Origin of the sequence: Streptococcus halotolerans (assembly GCF_001598035.1) — a bacterium.
In the GTDB taxonomy this organism is placed as follows: domain Bacteria; phylum Bacillota; class Bacilli; order Lactobacillales; family Streptococcaceae; genus Streptococcus; species Streptococcus halotolerans.
In genome coordinates this window covers 276,142-293,872 of sequence record NZ_CP014835.1, presented here as the reverse complement: position 1 = coordinate 293,872, position 17,731 = coordinate 276,142, and the positions used below count along the sequence as shown (strand labels likewise).

The following is a 17,731-nucleotide window of genomic DNA, read 5'->3' as shown; positions in this document are numbered from 1 at the left end:
TTAGTTTTGCGAGGCAAACTGACTCATGTAAAGGTCATGATAAAATCCTTTGTCAGCTAGGAGACTATCATGATTACCTTGTTCGATGATTTGACCATCTTTAAGAACAAGAATTTTATCAGCTTCTTGAATAGTAGAGAGACGATGAGCAATCACAAAGCTAGTCCGTCCCTGCATCAAACGCCGCATGGCTTTTTGAATTAAGAGTTCTAAGCGGGTATCAACGGATGACGTGGCTTCATCTAAAATCAAAATTTTAGGATCTGCCAAAAGAGCACGCGCGATGGTCAAAAGCTGCTTCTGACCTTGAGAAATATTACTTGACTCCTGGTTCATATCCGTTTTGTAACCACCAGGCAAGGTACGAATAAAGTGATCCACATTGGCAGCTTTGGCTGCTTCAACAATCTCTTCCTCTGTAGCGTTTAGATTTCCAAAGCGAAGGTTTTCTTGAATGGTACCTTCATAGAGCCAAGCATCTTGTAATACCATGCCAAACTGCTGACGAAAATCTTGACGAGACAGGTGACGAATATCGTGACCATCCACCGTAATAGAGCCTGACGTCACATCGTAAAAGCGCATTAACAGATTGATCATCGTGGTCTTACCAGCTCCGGTTGGACCAACGATGGCAATCATCTCACCTGGTTTGACTTCCAAGTTGAAATCACGAATCAATGGTTTTCCTTCAACATATTGGAAATCAACATGGTTAAAACTAACTTGACCAGTTAAATCTGCTTCAAGCACTTCAGTCACTTTGTTAGCTTCATCTGCTTCATCCAGCACTGCAAAAATACGATCCAGCGATGATTTAGCACTTTGAAGTAAACCTGCTAACTGCGAAATCGTTTGGATGGGTTGCGAAATTTGCCAAGTATATTGAACAAAGGCTTGAAGATTACCAACCGTTAATTTACCAGAGATGACTTGAAGCCCACCAAAAACAGCTAAAATCAAATAAATACTGTCTGAAATGGCATGAAGAACAGGCATCATCATTCCTGAAAGGAAGCTAGCCTTAAACCCAACCTCTTGAAGATTTTGAGTGATTTGACGAAATTCCTCAGCTGACGCTTCTTCTCGACCATAAAGTTTCAGCACATTAAAGCCTGTTAATTTTTCTTGGACAAAACCATTCATCGCACCTAGAGCATCTGCTTGCTTTTTAAAATAGGGCTGTGATTTTTTAACAATCGCTTGTGCTGACACATAGGTCAGGGGAATCATAATAATCACAATCATGGCTAATTTCCAATTGAGATAAAGAACCATCCCAACAACCAAGATAATGCTTAAAAAAGCATTGATAATCTGTAAAAAGCTTTGTTGTAAAGCATTTGAAACAGTTTCAACATCATTGGTAAAACGGCCAAGCATATCTCCAAATTGATGTTTATCAAAGTAAGATACGGGAATGGTATTGACTTTTTGGCTGAGATCATTCCGCAAATCTTTAATACTCTTTTGAACAGCTTTCGTCATAAAGTAATTAGAACCGTAGGCGCCAATTTCATAAAAGAGGGCACGAACAGCATAAAGCGCTAAAACAAAGGCAATGTAGCTAACATTGATACTCGCTCCCTCAACTCCCTTGGCGATGTCCAAAAGGTTGCTAGTAAGTTCTGTAATAATAAGCCCCAAGACAAACGGCTCGAGCACATTCATAACAGCGCTAATCACTTTTAAGAAGATAGCAATATAGACCGCTCCTTGGTATTTTCTTAAATAAGACCAAAGGCGTTTAAAAACATGGGATTGATTTGTCATTAAGCTTCTCCTTCCTCTAAGTTTTGACTATTAAGCTGCGAATTGGCAATTTCTCGGTAGATGTCATTGGATACCATCAACTCATCGTGTGTGCCGCGGCCAACAATCTCACCTTCATCAAGGACGATAATCTGATCAGCATCCATGATTGTACCAACACGTTGTGCCACAATCAAAACAGTTGCGTCTTCAGTCACTTCTTTCAAACGACGGCGAAGAGTAGCATCCGTTTTGTAGTCCAGCGCTGAAAAGGAATCATCAAAAATGTAAATATCAGGCTTTTTAACAATGGCACGAGCAATGGACAAGCGTTGTTTCTGTCCCCCTGACAGGTTGGAACCACCTTCAGCTAGATGGGTTTCATAACGCTTCTCACGACTCTCAATAAATTCTCGGGCTTGCGCCACATCGCTCGCTTCATCTAATTCTGGATGAGTCGCATCTGCCTTACCATATTTTAAGTTTTCTCCGATAGTTCCTGTAAAGAGGAGCGCTTTTTGTGGAATAAACCCAACTTTCTGACGAAGTGCTTTAAGATTATAATCCCTAACATCAACGCCATCCACTAAGATACGACCAAACGTCACGTCATAAAAACGAGGAATCAAGTTAACCAGAGAAGATTTCCCTGAACCAGTCGAACCGATAAAGGCAATTGTCTCACCTGGTTTGGTTTTAAAGGAAATATCATGAAGCACTGGTGATTCTGTCTCACCAGGATAAGCAAAAGTGACATTGTCAAATTCTAAATAGCCTCTCGTTTCCGTCTCTGTTATGCCATCTTCATTTTTAGAGATAGAGATCGACATATCCATGACTTCTTGAATCCGTCTACTGGATACCGCCATACGAGGATACATGGTAAACAGATTGGCAAACAGTAGAAATGAAAAGAGCGCGTGGAAACTGTATTCGATAAAGGCAACTAAGTCACCAATTTGTAAAGTTCCTTGTCTTAAAGGATCTAACGCAAACCAAACAATAGCAACAATCATCGCAATGATAATTTGCACAAATAATGGCTCAGTCAAACCTGTCAAAATAAAGAGAGACTGAGAGGTTTCTGAGTATTCTTCATTTTTCCCATCAAAACGTTCCTCTTGAAAGGATTCTCGAGCAAAGGCTCTAATCACTCTAAGCCCAGTAAGATTTTCACGGACGTACTGGTTAATTTTATCAAGTGTTTTTTGTTGTTTTTCAGATAAGGGTTTCGTTTTGATAGCCACATAGGCAACAACCCAAGCCAAAAACGGAATGGATACTGCAACAATCCATGCCAAAGATGGGCTAGTCAGGAAAATCATAACGACTGAGAAAATCATCATCATTGGCGTTACCATACCAAGACGCAAGCTTTGTTCTGCAAATTGCATCAGCACAAACGCATCACTCGTCATACGTGTTACCAAGGATGAAATCCCAATTCTATCGTACTCACTATGAGAATAATCCTGAAGTTTATCATACATATCATTACGCATGTCTTGAATCATCGTTGTGGTTAGTTTCCCAGCAGCGTAAGCCAAAACAATCCGGCCAACAATCCCTAAGATTACCACAATTAACATCATCCAGCCCCAAAAGTAAAGCTGGTCAACATCACGCATATTAATGCCTTCGTCAATCATTTTAGCCAAAATAGTCGGTAAGCCCAAATTGACCACAACAAAGAGAAAGGCTCCTAAAATATCTAAAAATAACCACTTAGGGTATTTTTTCAAATAAGACCAAATTAATGCCATATCTTTCCTTTTCTAGTTTAGCTATACCGCTAAACACTCTTTTTTCAAATCTTCCATCATCCCAATAGTCATCGCATGATGCTCATAATCATTAGCTAATAGAGCATCTAAATGCTCAAATTCCAAACTTTCATATGGTCTAACAGCTTGTGCTAAGACTTCTGTCATCTCTAATACTCAATGAAAATCACAAGCAGACTAGACAACTCTGATACAGATAGAACTGGAATCCATCACATCAAGCCATCAACGGCTGCTTTTGATTGTCGAAACCTGTCAATACATCTTATCATAATCAACTTCTTTAGCTGAACAGATAGCGACTTCCAATCCCTTACCTTTAGCTTTTTCAGCAACATAACGCTTTTGACGTTCACATATGCTATCAGTGGTTTTGCCAAAACTACCTGAACCACCCAGAATACAATCATGTCACCAGCCATCATCTCAGCTGATTGGGTATCTTGATGACAAGCATCGGCCAAATCAGCTAAGGAAGGATCACAATAGGTTGTCTCAGGTTTATCTAAACCTATTCTTTTTAAACTAGAACGAACACTCTCAGCCATCCTAATATAGTATCTGCTCACTAAATCAGTCTAATGATCATACCTTACACCACTCTCTCCAAAGGATTGCCAGCTTTATAACGCTTCTCAATGATTGCCAAGCGCAAACGCAAGAGAATACCACAAGAAAAGAGGCCAGCAATCAGCCCAATCCAGTAGGCCTTGGGACCTAAAGTTGTCATCAAATCAAGTGACCAACCTACCGGAAGAGCGACGGCCCAGTAAGCTGAAACACCAATAACAAATGGGTAGGTAGTGTCCTTGTAACCACGTAAAATTCCTTGAATAGGTGCCGCAAAAGCATCAGCCAACTGGAAGAAAAAGGCGTAAACCAAGAACTCAGTTGTCAACCTGATAAAGCTATCCCCCGAACCATAGAGGTAGGCCACTTGCTCTCTAAAGAAATACAAGAACGTCAATGTCACAATCGCAAAAACAATAGCTGTCAAGCGTCCAATTTTAGCAAAATCACGAGCCGACTTGTAATTCCCTGCTCCAATTTCAAAGGAAATAGCAATCGGCATGGTGATTGAAATGCTAAGCGGAAAGGCATAAAGGAGGGTCGTAAAATTCATGGCTGACTGGTGGGCTGAAATAATCTCTGTCGAGAATTTAGCCATGAACAAGCTGACAGTCGCAAAAATAGCCACTTCCGCAAAAATTTGTAAACCAATTGGTAGGCCCAGCAAGAAACCTTGTTTCAATAATTTTTTATTTGGTGCCGTCCACTGCCAAACTTGAAAAGATTTGATAGTCGGATGAACAACCATGACAGCTATTACTACTAGCAAGAGCAACCAATATGCCAAGGCTGTTCCAAGCCCGGCCCCTGCTCCCCCCATCTTAGGAAGACCTAGTTTTCCATAAATCAAGATATAGTTGAAAAATGAATTAAAGGGTAGCAAGAGCAACATAAGATACATGGACAACTTGGTCAAGCCCAAAGAGTCAAAGAAAGAACGGCAGACACTAAATAAAAGTAAGGGCAATATCCCCATTGAAATCCAGGACAGATAACCTTGTCCAACCCTTACAACAGATGGTTCCAGATTAAAATGCGTTAGAGCTGGAATGGCTCCAACATGAACAATAAGCCAAAGGACTGCTGACAACATCAAAGCAATATAGATAAATTGGTGGAAATCATCTTTGACTTTGTGAAGATTTCGCTGTCCCAAGTGTTGTCCGATAATGGGAACCAAGGCTGACACAATACCCGTTAACAAGGTAAAGAAAGGATTCCAGAGGCTCCCAGCCATAGAAACACCTGCCAAGTCAACGGTACGATACTTACCCGTCATCATAGTATCAATGAAGGTTGCTGAAAAATTGGCAAATTGATAAATTAAAATAGGGAAAAAAAGCTTGAGAAATAAGCTGATTTTCTCCTTTAGAGTCTCTGTTTGATGCATAATCTCCCCTGTCTTAGTCGTCTAACTCGCTCAAATACTCATAACGCTCGTATTTTTCAAGTAGCGCTTCATTTTTATCGTCTAAGACACGCTGTAAGGTTGCCAATTCACCATAATTGCTGGCATTCTCTAACATAGCAGCCTCAATCGCTTCAATGGCTTCTTCTAACTGGGCAATGTCGTCCTCGATACTTGCCCACTCTTGCTTTTCAAAATAGGACATGCGTTTCTTTTCTTGACGCGTTTTTTCTGTCTTTGGCGCTTGTGATTTGGCGAGCATGGCAGAGCTGTTCGTTTCAAAGGCCTTTTCATCGAGATAATCCGTGTAATTGCCATAAAAAGCTCTAATATCGCCATTTTCAAAAGCCAGGATTTTATTGGCAACCTTATCCAAGAAGTATCGGTCATGACTAACTGTAATCACTGGCCCAGCAAATCCTGATAGGAAATTCTCTAAAACGGTTAAGGTCGCAATATCCAAATCATTAGTTGGTTCGTCCAGCAGAAGCACATTGGGTTTTTCGATCAAAATCTTCAAGAGATAAAGGCGTTTTTTCTCACCCCCTGATAATTTAGCAATCTGAGTACCATGCGTTGAACGTGGAAAAAGAAATTGTTCCAATAGCTCACTAACACTAGTTGTCCCTACTGTTGTTTTGACTTCATCTGCCACTTCTTGTAGGTATGAAATCACACGTTTACTCTCGTCCATGTCCTTAATTTGTTGCGAGAAATAGCCAATTCGAATCGTTTCACCGATAACTAACTTACCAGCCGTTGGCGTCAAGTCACCCGTCATCAAGTTAAGCAGTGTTGACTTCCCAACCCCATTGTCCCCAACAATCCCGATACGATCCTTATTTTGGATAATCAGATTAAAATCAGAAAGGATGGGTTTAGTAGCACCGTAGGAAAAATCCACGTGTTCAAAATTGATGACTTTCTTTCCGATACGGCTGGTTTCAAAATTAATTTCCAAATCTTCCGAACTAATATCCTGATGGACATCTTTTTTCAATTCTTGAAAACGATTGATACGAGCCTGTTGCTTAGTCGCGCGAGCTTGAGGCTGAGTGCGCATCCAGGCTAATTCTTGTTTGTAGAGCTGTTTTTTCTTATGCATGGCAGCCACATCACGCTCGTCTTGTTCGGCACGCAAGCGCACATAATCTTGGTAGTTTCCCTGATATTCTGTCAGGTTACTATCTGCCAATTCGAAGATACGCGTCGCCACATTATCTAAAAAATAACGGTCATGGGTGATAAAAAGGACAGTCTTTTTAGTATTAGTCAAAAAGTTCGTCAACCAAGCAATCGTATCAATGTCCAAATGGTTGGTTGGCTCGTCTAGTAACAATAAATCTGCATTTCCAAGTAAGACTTGTGCCAATTGCACACGACGGCGAAGACCACCTGACAAATCAGCCACTTTTTGTGTCAAATCACCAATGCCAAGTTTGGAAAGAACTGTCTTGACCTCACTTTCAATGGTCCAAGCATCAAGAGAATCCATCTCAACCATGACTTTTTCGAGTTCAGCCTGCCTATCTTCTGAATAATTAGCCATGATTGTCTCATAATCACGAATCAAGCGCATCTCGCGCAAATCAGATGACAAGACCGTATCCAAAACCGTTTTACTATCATCGAATTCAGGCTCTTGTGTTAAGTAGGATATCTTATAACCATTTGCTTTGATAAATGGTGACACATCGCCATCAAAACCTAGCTTTTCAGAGATAACGTCTAAAAGGGTTGTTTTCCCCGTACCATTAACCCCAATAATCCCAATACGGTCCAAATCATGAATAATAAAGGAAATATCCTTAAAAACAGTCTTATCTCCCACAGATTTGGTTAATTGTTCAACAATAAAATCAGTCATTTTATACCCTTTTCTACGTACCAAAAGGAGGCAAGGCCTCCTCTTATTTATATCTTATTTTTGACAAAGTTAAAAATGGCCTCTTTGTCATTGGACAGTTCTCCCTTAACAATGGCTTGTTCAACTTGATTAAGCATTCTCCCCAAATCAGGCCCTGGTTTGAGGTTTAATTCAGACATGAGAATCCCACCATTGACAACAATGTCATGTTTGTCATGGATAAGCAAGTCCTGATCTAGCTTTGCTAACCTGTCAAAGTCTGCTTCCATTCCAAATGCCGTCCTTAAAGCTTCTACTTCTTGGATGAGCTCCTTACCATATTGATAGACCTGCCAGCTAGTTAAAGGCGATGATTGTCGTGCTTGAAAAACGTCAATCATCTGGGTCACCCTTTTTTGAAACTGAACGGATGTTTTCCATTTTTTCAAAAATCCCTTGGGTTGGGCAATAGCTAAAACAATCATTACGGCTGACCAAGCTTGCTCTGAGCTTAGGAATTGATAATCTTTTTTAATTAAGGTTTGAAAAGCTCGCCACTTAGAAGCCGTCCCTTGAAAATCAGGTAAATAGTGATAAGCACCAGTTGCTATCAAGGCATCCAAACCTTTCGACCAATGGGGCGCCATCAATAATTTATCGAATTCAATAAAACTACGTTCAACAGAAATTTTTTCTAACAGTGGCGCACAAGCTGACATAGCTGCTAAGGTTTGTTTGTCAATATCAAAATTAAGACTAGCTGAAAAACGAATCCCCCGCATGATACGCAAGGCATCTTCATTAAAACGTTCTGAAGCAATGCCTACTGCACGCAACACACGATTTTCCAAGTCTGTTAAACCATCAAATAAATCGATAACTTCACGATCCTCATTTAAGGCAAAGGCATTGACAGTAAAATCACGCCGTTTCAAATCCTCTTTTAAAGAACGAACAAACGAAACACTTGATGGTCTACGGTAATCCACATAGACATCCTCAGTTCTAAAAGTCGTCATTTCATATTCATGACCATTTTCTAAAACCAAAACTGTCCCATGTTCAATCCCAACATCAACCGTGCGTTCAAAAATAGCTTTAGTCTCTTCAGGATAAGACGAAGTCGCAATATCCACATCATGGATAGGACGATTCAGCAAGACATCACGAACCGACCCACCAACAAAATAGGCTTCAAAACCAGCCTTTTTAATCTTCTCGAGAAGAGGCAGGGCTTCCTCAAACTCAATTGGTAGTTTTTCTAACTTCATTAGAGTAATTTTTCCAATCCATAAACCAGTTGACGACGTGTTACCACTTCTTTAATCCCTAAATTGACACCACTCATGAAAGAAGAACGGTCATAAGAATCATGACGTAGGGTCAGACTTTCTCCTTGAGCTCCAAAGATGACTTCTTGATGAGCCACTAGACCAGGTAAACGGACGCTGTGAATGCGGAAACCATCGTACTTAGCACCACGGGCACCACTTAACAATTCAACTTCATCTGCGGCACCCTGTAATTTAGACTGACGCTTCTCAGCAATCAATTCAGCTGTTTTAACCGCCGTTCCAGAAGGAGCATCTTTTTTATTATCGTGATGCAATTCAATAATCTCTAAATCTGGAAAATACTGTGCCGCCTTGGCTGCAAATTCCATCAAAAGAATGGCTCCAATGGCAAAATTGGGTGCAATCAAGCCACCAAGTGCTTTTTCAGAAGAAAGAGCTTCCAATTCTGCTATTTGTTCTTCTGTAAATCCTGTTGTCCCCACAACTGGAGCAAAACCATTTTCCAAGGCAAAACGTGTGTTCTCATAGGCTACCTTCGGCATGGTAAAATCAACCCAAACATCGGCATCAAAGCCGGTTAAGTCATTTTTATCAGTAAAAACTGGCACGCCATCAAGAACTTTCTCAGTCGCAAAGGGATCCAATAAAGCGGCTAATTCAAGATCTTTATCTGATTTGACCATCTCAACTGCAGTAGACCCCATACGTCCTTTAAAGCCGGCAACAATCACTTTAATAGCCATCCTCAGTCTCCTATTTCTATCTTCTTAAAAAGGGAGTGAGTTTTTTCTGATATTACAGAAAACCTCAACTTCCCCAAACTACTCATTCTCATCGAGACCATCATTTTTGTGTCATTAAACTTTTGGAGTTATTCCAAAAGCAATAGCCCCTTCACCGACATGCGTTGCAATGACACTACCAAAAGGCACAATAGATAAGGTCTCGTCAAAACCAGACTCTTTTAGGTGTTGATACAACTCTTTTGCTTTATCTTCAGCATTAGCATGAATAATAGCAACATTGAAATCACCATCAGACGTCTCTTCTTTGATTATCTCTACCAGGCGCTTGATAGCTTTTTTCTCAGTACGAACTTTCTCAAAAACTTCGATGACACCTTGATCATTGAAATAAAGGATTGGCTTAATAGACAACAGATTGCCTAGTAGAGCCGATCCATTTGACAAGCGTCCTCCTTTAACCAGATGATTCAAATCATCAACCAGGATAAAAGCTTTCGTCCCCGCGATCTGCTCATTTAGCTTCTCTAAAATACGATTAAAGTCACACCCTTCCTGCGCTAAGGTCAAGGCAGTCTCTACCATTTGCCCCTGCGGTGCGGATGTGATTTTTGTATCAGGAATGGCTAAGACAAGATCACTATACTCGTTTTTTAGAAACTGACTATTAGCCCAAAAACCAGAGATACCACTTGATAAAAAGAGCCCAATAACATGAGTATAATTTTTGGACTGCAAGGTCATTAAAAGATCATCGAGCTCTGCCAAACTCGGCTGACTGGTCTTTGGCAGTTCCTCATTGGCAGCCATTTGTTCATAAAACTCTGACATGGTCAACTTTCGGCTTTCCACATAAGTCTGACCATCAATAGCGACAGGTATATCTAAACAAAACAGATCAGCATGCCCTTCAATCGACTGTGGAAGAGCTGCTGAACTATCTGTTACTACTGCTAATTTCATTAACTATTAAACTCCAATTTAACACCTGGACGATCCAAAGCAATCTCAGTTACTTCATAAGTCATACGTTTGACCACATCAAGAAGAGGGGCTGCTAGTGATTCAACTTCTGCTTGAGAAAATTCTTTTGGTTCATTGACAATACGATTTTTAATATGAACCATTTGAGAAACAACGCCAGAAATCATAAATTCATCACGAACAATCGTAAATTGTAGAACAGCCACAATGGTTGTCTCGTTTTTCTCAACATTCTTTTCGATCAACTGGAAGGTCACTTCAAAATTCGTTTTTGGTGTCCCATTTTCCTTTTCCCATTCCAAGTTACGGGCATTATAGTGGTATTGATTAACAAATTCTTTTTCGCGTATGATTTCCATAGTTTTCTCCTCTAGATACAATTAGGATTATTATAGCACATGCTTTTATAAAATAAAAGTTTACTAATACTTCTTCTGGGGGTGTTTGGCCACAACATCAGGGTATTTAGCTAATAAATCTTCGCCACTCTGGGTCAGACTATAAGCCCGCTCATCAAACAAGTCACCTAACTCTTCTTCCGTGAAATATTGTTTCAGCGCCGCATCCAAGTCAGATCGCTTCATCTTGCTCAAGCCTTTGACTTCTTTTGCTTTTAGAAAATCCTTTACAATAGGTGCCGAGACAAGCTTGATGGATTCAAAAGCTGAGTTGATACGAACATACCCTTTTGAAATAAGGTCTTCTAACTCTTTTTGGGCATCAATACCATAAGTGGTGTAAAAATATTTATGGTGAGGGCTTTTAGTTGTATAAGTCCCAAACTGAATCCGCCACAATAAAATAATATGTCCCGGAAGAAAACCTTCTTTATTTCTCTCCATTTGACGTTTGGCAATCGGTTTTCTCAATAATTCAGCTTCATATTTTGGTGAAATAAAGGGCATTTCAGCATGTTCACCATAAACTTCATTTAATGTTTTCATGACAACCATTATACCAAAAAGCATAGGAATAAACTAGAATGGGAACTACTTGCTAATAGTCTCCTTTCATAGGCTATCATTCCTCAAAGAGATAGAAACCTTTACCGACGTGACTAATTACCAAAGCGAATCATACTTTGTCAATTGATAGGTTTCTATGAGATTGTTGAGTTTCCTACCATAGGAAGTGTCTGTGGCATAAGTTCCTGTCAGTGCCTTGGTAGCATCATGGTAGGACAGGGTATTACTCTTATGTACCCCACGGTAAAAATCTCTCTCTAAAAAACGAGCATAATCTTCTAAGCTATTTTCTAAACTACCATACGAACGGAAGTCAGCAGTTATGGTATAAGGATTCCCTCGACCATCATCCTCCCAGGTTTCCAAAGCAACTGACTGTCCTTGATAATTACCTTTGATTCCAAAAAAGTTATAATGTGGTGATTGGCTAAGACTAGACTGCCCACTATTGGATTCCAGAATAGCTTGCGCAATCATTACCGAAGCATACAAATCATTATCTCTTGCGATCGCTTGGGCCTTAGGACCAAGTTCTCGAATAAACTGCTCTGACACTGATGATTCTGGCACTGACTCCGTCCGTTCTGGTAATACTTGCTTGATGAATATCACTATCGCAAAAGTCATGGCAATAACAAGTAAAACTGTTCTTATAGGAAACTTCCTTTTTCTCCTTCGTCTTACCACTTTTGCCACCCCCATATCAAGTCTCCATTATTTTAGCATAAGTAAAAAAGAAGACAAACTAAAAACCAGACAAGACCAGCTCATCTGATTATCACAATGGTTTTAATTTCCAAACAATGTCTGTTTTAATTTGTCTTTTAATGAAGCTTCCTTTACTTCGACTGCTTGTGCCTCATCTGTATATAAGAGTTCAATGAGGTCATCAGCTGATTTAATACCGTCAACAACAGAACGAGAGATAAGCTTTTTACCTGCAAAACGTACTAAATCAATCTCCTTATCAGAAGCGATAATAACCCCCTTGGCTCGTGAAATATCATCAGCAGTCAAAACATTTTTAAGGCCACTGGCACCATTTGTCTCAACCTTAATCGTCATTCCCTTATTCGCAGCTGCTTTTTTAAGGGCTTCTTCAGCCATATAGGTATGAATCAACCCCGTCGCACAGGCTGTTACAGCGACGATAAAATCACCAAAGTGACTGTTCTTCTTTGCAACGGCTTCTGCCTTATCAAGCTTTGAAAAATCATCAAACAGTGTTAAAACATCTTGTTCTGAATTAGCTTGGCGTAACTGCTCCGCAAAACCGTCTTTAGTCAAATAGTTTGATAAATCAGCGATAGCTTCTAATGATACAGCTTCTGCATCACTAGGAGCCACCACCATAAAGAAAAGATCAACAGGCTGACCATCCGCTGCCTTGTAGGGAATGCCTTGTGAAGATCGTGCAAATAAGATTGCCGGTTTATCTACCACAACATGCTTACTATGAGGCATCGCAATGCCATGTCCGAGCGCTGTCACTCCTTGTTCTTCACGAACCATGATGCTCTTTTTTAACAAGTCACTATCATGGATGATGCCATGCGCCGCTAATTTAGCAATCATCTCATCCAGAGCCACATCCTTAGAAACGGCTTTTGACTCCATAATCATCAAATCTTTGTGTAATAATGCTTTGATTGACACTCTGCTTCCTCCTTTGAAAACTGTCATTGGTTATTTTTAGTTTTTGTTTCTCATTTTACAAAATCCAATACCCTTGTTGTTCTTTATCATAACACGTTTCATCACAAAACTGATCTAGAAGGCGTGTTCATTTTGTGTTTTTTTAATCACGTAAAAAACCAATGCCCAGTCTATCTCACGCCACTGTGCCTGCCAATCGACACGCAGTAACTCAGCTAACTGTTAACGCATACCTCTCAAAAATTGGTATCTCAATCAGTACCCAGTTCTCTTTTGATGCGAACTGGTTTTGAATAGAAAACTTTCCCACCGTTTTACGACGAGGACCCAAAAACGACAAACACCCATAACAGTGTCGTCTTTTGAATTAAGGTTGAAACATCGTCACTTTCGTCTTGCTCTACTCAAGTGCTACCCGCATCTCAGTTCTTTGTCTCAAAGTTAATTCATTCGACTATAGAACTGAAGTTTATCAAATAAAGGCAATACATCTGCTTTTGATTTTTGAAGCGTATCAGTGCCTTGTCTGAAAGTTAGCTCACCTAATCAGCATTAGCATATAGCTTGTCTTAGGATCAACTGCTGCCCCTGCTTGCCAAGCCCGATAGACAGGCTGGATAAGTACTATTGCGTTTCACGATAACAAAAGAATCCACAGAGACCTATCACCTAGAGATCCACTGTTTGTGTCGTACTAAAAAACGTTGACCAAACGGTCAACGCTACATTGGTTTCGTCAGTCAGCAACATGACTTAAACACTGAGAAATAGAGTACTTATCTTCTAGAGCATCTTTCTAATAAGGAAGCTCCCGCAAACAAGGACGTTCTTGAGGTACATTTGCCATGGTCTAAAAACAGACAAGACAATTACTGATAGCAAAACTTCCAGAGTCAATCTAGACTCTGGAAGTTTTCCCATATACTCAATTATAGAACGCTTAGTTTATTTCTACTGATAAATGGATTATTTAGAGTTACGGAGTAATCCGAAGAGAACACCTGAGACCACTGCACCAATAGCAACAAACAATAAGTAGAGAAGTGGGTTACTAGTCAAAGCAATAACGAAGATACCACCATGTGGTGCCATCAATTTAATACCAGCAAGACCAACAAGAGCACCTGTTAGGGCTGAACCGGCAATAAAGCTTGGGATAGCACGAGCTGGGTCAGCAGCACCAAACGGAATAGCGCCTTCGGTGATAAATGATAACCCCATAACGATATTGGTCAAGCCTGAGTTTCGTTCTTCTTCTGTGAATTTTTCTTTAAAGAGTAGAGTTGCCACAAAGACCGCAAGAGGAGGTACCATACCACCAGCCATAACGGCAGCCATAACGACCGAACCACCGTTAGAAACTGTAGCAGCAAGTGTTCCTGTACCAAAGACATAAGCAGCCTTGTTAACTGGTCCACCCATATCAACTGCCATCATACCACCAACAAGAAGTCCCATTAAGATAGCCGAACTACCTGAAAGATTTTCAAGGAAGGTATTAAGTGCCGTATTGATAGCAGCCATTGGAATATTAACAAAGAGCATAAGGAATCCTGTCACTGCTACCCCAAGAAGTGGGTAGAGAAGGATTGAGCGAACCCCATCAAGTGAACGAGGCATACCAGCAAGAGCCTTGCGAAGGACAAGGATAACACCACCGGCAAGGAAACCACCAACAAGGGCACCAAGGAAACCTGATGACACGCCAGCAAGTCCAAGTGTTGCCTCACCACCAGCAGCATAAGCCACTTTACCAAAGGCAAGACCACTATTAGCAATAGCACCGGCTACAAAACCTGCCACAAGACCTGGTTTTTCAGCAATAGAGTAGGCAATAAACCCTGAAAGAACTGGGAGCATGAAACCAAAGGCTGCCCCACCGATTGCTTTAAAGAGCGCTGCCACTTCATTGTATGACCCTAAGTTGGCTAATTGATCCTTAGGCACACCAAGAAGATTATCCAAAAGAAAGGCTAAGGCGATCATAATACCGCCGCCAATAACGAATGGCAACATTTGAGAAACACCGCCCATAAGGTGTTTGTAAAAAGCACCACCTAGGCTTGTCTTTTCTTCCGACGCTGCTACTTGTGAACCCTCTTTAGCGACATAGGTCTCCGCTTTACCATCAAGAATGGTTTGGATTAATTCTTGAGGTTTTTTAATGCCTTCGGCAACTGGACGTGAAATCAATGGTTTACCGTTGAAACGAGGCATATCAACTGCTTTATCAGCCGCAACGATAACACCTTTGGCTTTTTCAATATCAGCTGCCGTTAATTTATTACCAACACCTGAAGCACCATTTGTTTCTACTTTAATAGCAACTCCCATTTCTGCAGCTTGCTTTTTAAGGGCTTCTTCTGCCATATAAGTGTGCGCAATACCAGTCGTACACGCTGTTACTGCAACGATAAAGTCTTGATCACTTGATTGTAGTTTAGTGACATCAGCTAGTGCCGCCATATCAGCTTGTTCAGCTTCTTTATCAGCAGCTTCTGCCCCATCAAAGGTTGCAATCACACCATCAGGAGTGTTAATGTGACGCAATTCATCAGCAAACCCGTCCTTCATCAAGTATTTTGATAATTCCGCAAGTGCTGCCAAGTGAGTGTCGTTGGCCCCTTCTGGAGCTGCAATCATGAAGAAGAGATCGGTTGGCTGACCATCAAGAGCTTCATAGTCAACCCCTGAACTTGATTTAGCGAAAAGAACCGTAGGCTCTACAACCGCTGCGTTTTTAGCGTGAGGCATCGCAATACCATCACCCAACCCAGTAGACGTCAAGGCTTCACGCGCCATGATCCCTTCTTTAAATGTTGCAAAGTCACTAACCACGCCTTCTGCAACCAAACGATTAATCATCTCATCAATGGCAGCTTCTTTAGCGCCAGCTTGAAGGTCCAAGATCATTACATTTTTGTTCAATAAGTCTTGAATTTTCATCTTTTTTCTACCTCTACTTTTTCATAAGTTTCTTTGATAAAGTCAATGCTTGCTAAGTCATCTGAGAACGTTGTCGCCGTTCCACAAGCAACTCCCCACTTGAGAGCTTCCAGGGCATCTCCTGATTTAACAAATTCACCAGTAAAGCCTGCCACCATCGAATCACCAGCACCAACAGAATTCTTCACTTGACCTTTGATTGGTTTAGCAAAGTAAGCTGCATCCTCAGTCACTAGAAGGGCTCCTTCTCCAGCCATTGAAATCAAGGCATTTTGCGCCCCTTTGTCAAGAATTTTACGAGCATATTTTTCAATGTCACCAAGTGATTCTAAGGTCACACCAAAGATAGCTTCTAGTTCATGGTTGTTAGGTTTCACCAAAAGTGGTTGATAAGCAAGCGAATCTATAAGCGTTTGTCCTTCAAAGTCACAAACGATAGCTGCACCAGATTCTTTGGCAATTGGTAAAAGTTCTGTATAAACTTGGTTTCCTAGGTTACTTGGCGCAGAACCAGCAAAGACGACAACATCTTCAGCCGTCAAGCGGGCTAACTGATCCTTCAAGGCTTCCAATTCCTGTTTTGCGATAACAGGTCCTGTACCGTTAATTTCTGTTTCTTGGTCCGCTTTGATTTTAACATTGATTCGCGTATCTTGTGAAACTGGAACAAAGGCTGTTGAGATACCTTCTTTTTCCAATTCATCTGTGATAAATTGGCCAGTAAATCCACCAATAAATCCTGTGGCAGTATTATCAATATCCAAACGTTTCAAAACACGGCTGACATTGATCCCTTTACCGCCAGCGAATTTATCATCACTGTCCATACGATTAACCTGTCCAACCTCTACAGCATCAAGGCGAACGATATAATCAATAGACGGATTTAAGGTAACGGTATAAATCATACTTCAATAACTCCTGTCTTTTCTTTGATAATTGGCAAAAGGGGATGATCACAATGATTAGTGATAATGGTGACATCTTTAAGCGAGGCGACATTAATAAAAGAGGCATGCCCTAATTTAGAAGAATCGGTTAGAATATAAGCTTTTTTAGCGCTAGCAATAATGCTACGCTTTACAACAGCTTCTTCCATCTCAGGTGTCGTGATATGCTCTTCGTCAATACCATTCATGCCCAAGAATGCCTTGTCAAAATTAAGGCGCTGCACTTGCTCTACTGCAATTTGCCCGACACTAGCATCTGTTGTATTTTTAATAAAGCCACCAATAATTAAGGTTTTGATGTTTTTATCCACAAGCTTAGCCGCGTGGTGAATAGCATTAGTAACAACAGTCAATCCCTCATGATTTAACAATGGAATCAAAAGTTCTGTTGTTGAACCCGCATCCAGAAAAATCACATCGCCATCTTGCACGAGTTCAGCAGCCTTTTGGACTAATGCCTTTTTTTCTTGAATGTTTTTGATAGATTTCTGACGAATATTGGGCTCATCTTGAAGAGTATGTATTTTTTCAGCACCACCATGGACACGATGAAGCTTCCCTTGCGCCTCCAATTCGTCTAAATCTCGTCTTACCGTTGATTCTGACGTGTCTAATAGCTCAACCAAATCCTCTAAAACAACGTAATCCTCGAGAGCTATTTTCTCCATAATCAGCCGTTTTCGCTCTGTCTTTAAGATGGCAACCACCTCCTTCTGCAATCGTTTACGGATATTATTATACTCTTTTTTGTGAATAGGTCAATAAAAACATTCATTTTCTATCATTTTCTATCACTTTCATTCTTTTTCAGGATTTTCCTATTTCTTGAGAG

At 40.6% G+C, this 17,731-nt stretch carries 16 protein-coding genes; all 16 read right to left on the bottom strand.

Going from position 1 to position 17,731, the window contains the following annotated elements; all coding sequences use genetic code 11:
• A complete protein-coding gene (locus tag A2G56_RS01335) occupies positions 1-1,773 on the bottom strand; it encodes an ABC transporter ATP-binding protein (protein ID WP_062707941.1) in 1,773 nt (590 codons plus the stop codon).
• Positions 1,773-3,515, bottom strand: a complete 1,743-nt coding sequence (locus A2G56_RS01330) for an ABC transporter ATP-binding protein (RefSeq protein ID WP_062707938.1) — start codon at positions 3,513-3,515, stop codon at positions 1,773-1,775. Before A2G56_RS01330 ends, A2G56_RS01335 begins: the two co-directional genes overlap by 1 nt.
• A gap of 21 nt (positions 3,516-3,536) precedes the next feature.
• Positions 3,537-3,683, bottom strand: a complete 147-nt coding sequence (locus A2G56_RS10555; RefSeq protein WP_157761184.1) for a hypothetical protein — start codon at positions 3,681-3,683, stop codon at positions 3,537-3,539.
• Positions 3,684-3,748: 65 nt separating this feature from the next.
• The gene (locus tag A2G56_RS01325; protein WP_062707935.1) at positions 3,749-4,084 is read right to left on the bottom strand and encodes a hypothetical protein; all 336 of its coding nucleotides are present in this window, start codon (positions 4,082-4,084) and stop codon (positions 3,749-3,751) included.
• A gap of 44 nt (positions 4,085-4,128) precedes the next feature.
• Positions 4,129-5,496, bottom strand: a complete 1,368-nt coding sequence (locus A2G56_RS01320; protein ID WP_062707931.1) for an MATE family efflux transporter — start codon at positions 5,494-5,496, stop codon at positions 4,129-4,131.
• A 13-nt stretch (positions 5,497-5,509) separates the two neighbouring features.
• The gene (locus A2G56_RS01315) at positions 5,510-7,381 is read right to left on the bottom strand and encodes an ABC-F family ATP-binding cassette domain-containing protein (protein ID WP_062707930.1); all 1,872 of its coding nucleotides are present in this window, start codon (positions 7,379-7,381) and stop codon (positions 5,510-5,512) included.
• A 47-nt stretch (positions 7,382-7,428) separates the two neighbouring features.
• On the bottom strand, positions 7,429-8,631 hold the full coding sequence (locus A2G56_RS01310) for a CCA tRNA nucleotidyltransferase (protein WP_062707927.1): 1,203 nt from the start codon (positions 8,629-8,631) through the stop codon (positions 7,429-7,431).
• Positions 8,631-9,398 carry a 4-hydroxy-tetrahydrodipicolinate reductase gene (dapB, locus tag A2G56_RS01305; protein WP_062707924.1) on the bottom strand — a complete coding sequence of 256 codons (768 nt, stop codon included), beginning with the start codon at positions 9,396-9,398 and terminating at the stop codon, positions 8,631-8,633. The genes A2G56_RS01310 and dapB overlap by 1 nt, the downstream gene beginning before the upstream one ends.
• A 114-nt stretch (positions 9,399-9,512) precedes the next feature.
• Positions 9,513-10,361 (bottom strand): DegV family protein, encoded by an 849-nt coding sequence (locus A2G56_RS01300; protein WP_062707923.1) that lies wholly within the window; start codon positions 10,359-10,361, stop codon positions 9,513-9,515.
• Positions 10,361-10,741: a DUF1149 family protein gene (locus A2G56_RS01295; protein ID WP_062707920.1), complete on the bottom strand. Its 381-nt coding sequence runs from the start codon at positions 10,739-10,741 to the stop codon at positions 10,361-10,363. The genes A2G56_RS01300 and A2G56_RS01295 overlap by 1 nt, the downstream gene beginning before the upstream one ends.
• Before the next feature lie 63 nt (positions 10,742-10,804).
• Positions 10,805-11,326, bottom strand: a complete 522-nt coding sequence (locus A2G56_RS01290) for a hypothetical protein (RefSeq protein ID WP_062712353.1) — start codon at positions 11,324-11,326, stop codon at positions 10,805-10,807.
• Between the two features lie 117 nt (positions 11,327-11,443).
• Positions 11,444-12,049: a glucosaminidase domain-containing protein gene (locus A2G56_RS01285; protein ID WP_062707912.1), complete on the bottom strand. Its 606-nt coding sequence runs from the start codon at positions 12,047-12,049 to the stop codon at positions 11,444-11,446.
• 87 nt (positions 12,050-12,136) lie between these two features.
• Entirely contained in the window at positions 12,137-13,003 is an 867-nt protein-coding gene (locus A2G56_RS01280) for a fructose PTS transporter subunit IIA (protein ID WP_062707909.1), read from the bottom strand.
• A 966-nt stretch (positions 13,004-13,969) separates the two neighbouring features.
• Positions 13,970-15,949: a PTS fructose transporter subunit IIABC gene (locus tag A2G56_RS01275; RefSeq protein ID WP_062707906.1), complete on the bottom strand. Its 1,980-nt coding sequence runs from the start codon at positions 15,947-15,949 to the stop codon at positions 13,970-13,972.
• Complete coding sequence (pfkB, locus tag A2G56_RS01270) at positions 15,946-16,857, bottom strand: 1-phosphofructokinase (RefSeq protein ID WP_062707903.1); 912 nt, start codon at positions 16,855-16,857, stop codon at positions 15,946-15,948. Before pfkB ends, A2G56_RS01275 begins: the two co-directional genes overlap by 4 nt.
• A complete protein-coding gene (locus A2G56_RS01265) occupies positions 16,854-17,567 on the bottom strand; it encodes a DeoR/GlpR family DNA-binding transcription regulator (protein WP_062712350.1) in 714 nt (237 codons plus the stop codon). The genes pfkB and A2G56_RS01265 overlap by 4 nt, the downstream gene beginning before the upstream one ends.
• Positions 17,568-17,731: the final 164 nt, after the last annotated feature.

Bases quoted from the DNA above. Each gene is read 5' to 3' on its own strand.
- A2G56_RS01300 (WP_062707923.1), bottom strand. From the start codon at position 10,361: ATGAAATTAGCAGTAGTAACAGATAGTTCAGCAGCTCTTCCACAGTCG.
- A2G56_RS01335 (WP_062707941.1), bottom strand. From the start codon at position 1,773: ATGACAAATCAATCCCATGTTTTTAAACGCCTTTGGTCTTATTTAAGA.
- A2G56_RS01315 (WP_062707930.1), bottom strand. From the start codon at position 7,381: ATGACTGATTTTATTGTTGAACAATTAACCAAATCTGTGGGAGATAAG.
- A2G56_RS01330 (WP_062707938.1), bottom strand. From the start codon at position 3,515: ATGGCATTAATTTGGTCTTATTTGAAAAAATACCCTAAGTGGTTATTT.
- A2G56_RS10555 (WP_157761184.1), bottom strand. From the start codon at position 3,683: ATGACAGAAGTCTTAGCACAAGCTGTTAGACCATATGAAAGTTTGGAA.
- A2G56_RS01310 (WP_062707927.1), bottom strand. From the start codon at position 8,631: ATGAAGTTAGAAAAACTACCAATTGAGTTTGAGGAAGCCCTGCCTCTT.
- dapB (WP_062707924.1), bottom strand. From the start codon at position 9,398: ATGGCTATTAAAGTGATTGTTGCCGGCTTTAAAGGACGTATGGGGTCT.
- pfkB (WP_062707903.1), bottom strand. From the start codon at position 16,857: ATGATTTATACCGTTACCTTAAATCCGTCTATTGATTATATCGTTCGC.
- A2G56_RS01265 (WP_062712350.1), bottom strand. From the start codon at position 17,567: ATGGAGAAAATAGCTCTCGAGGATTACGTTGTTTTAGAGGATTTGGTT.
- A2G56_RS01295 (WP_062707920.1), bottom strand. From the start codon at position 10,741: ATGGAAATCATACGCGAAAAAGAATTTGTTAATCAATACCACTATAAT.
- A2G56_RS01285 (WP_062707912.1), bottom strand. From the start codon at position 12,049: ATGGGGGTGGCAAAAGTGGTAAGACGAAGGAGAAAAAGGAAGTTTCCT.
- A2G56_RS01325 (WP_062707935.1), bottom strand. From the start codon at position 4,084: ATGGCTGAGAGTGTTCGTTCTAGTTTAAAAAGAATAGGTTTAGATAAA.
- A2G56_RS01320 (WP_062707931.1), bottom strand. From the start codon at position 5,496: ATGCATCAAACAGAGACTCTAAAGGAGAAAATCAGCTTATTTCTCAAG.
- A2G56_RS01275 (WP_062707906.1), bottom strand. From the start codon at position 15,949: ATGAAAATTCAAGACTTATTGAACAAAAATGTAATGATCTTGGACCTT.
- A2G56_RS01290 (WP_062712353.1), bottom strand. From the start codon at position 11,326: ATGAAAACATTAAATGAAGTTTATGGTGAACATGCTGAAATGCCCTTT.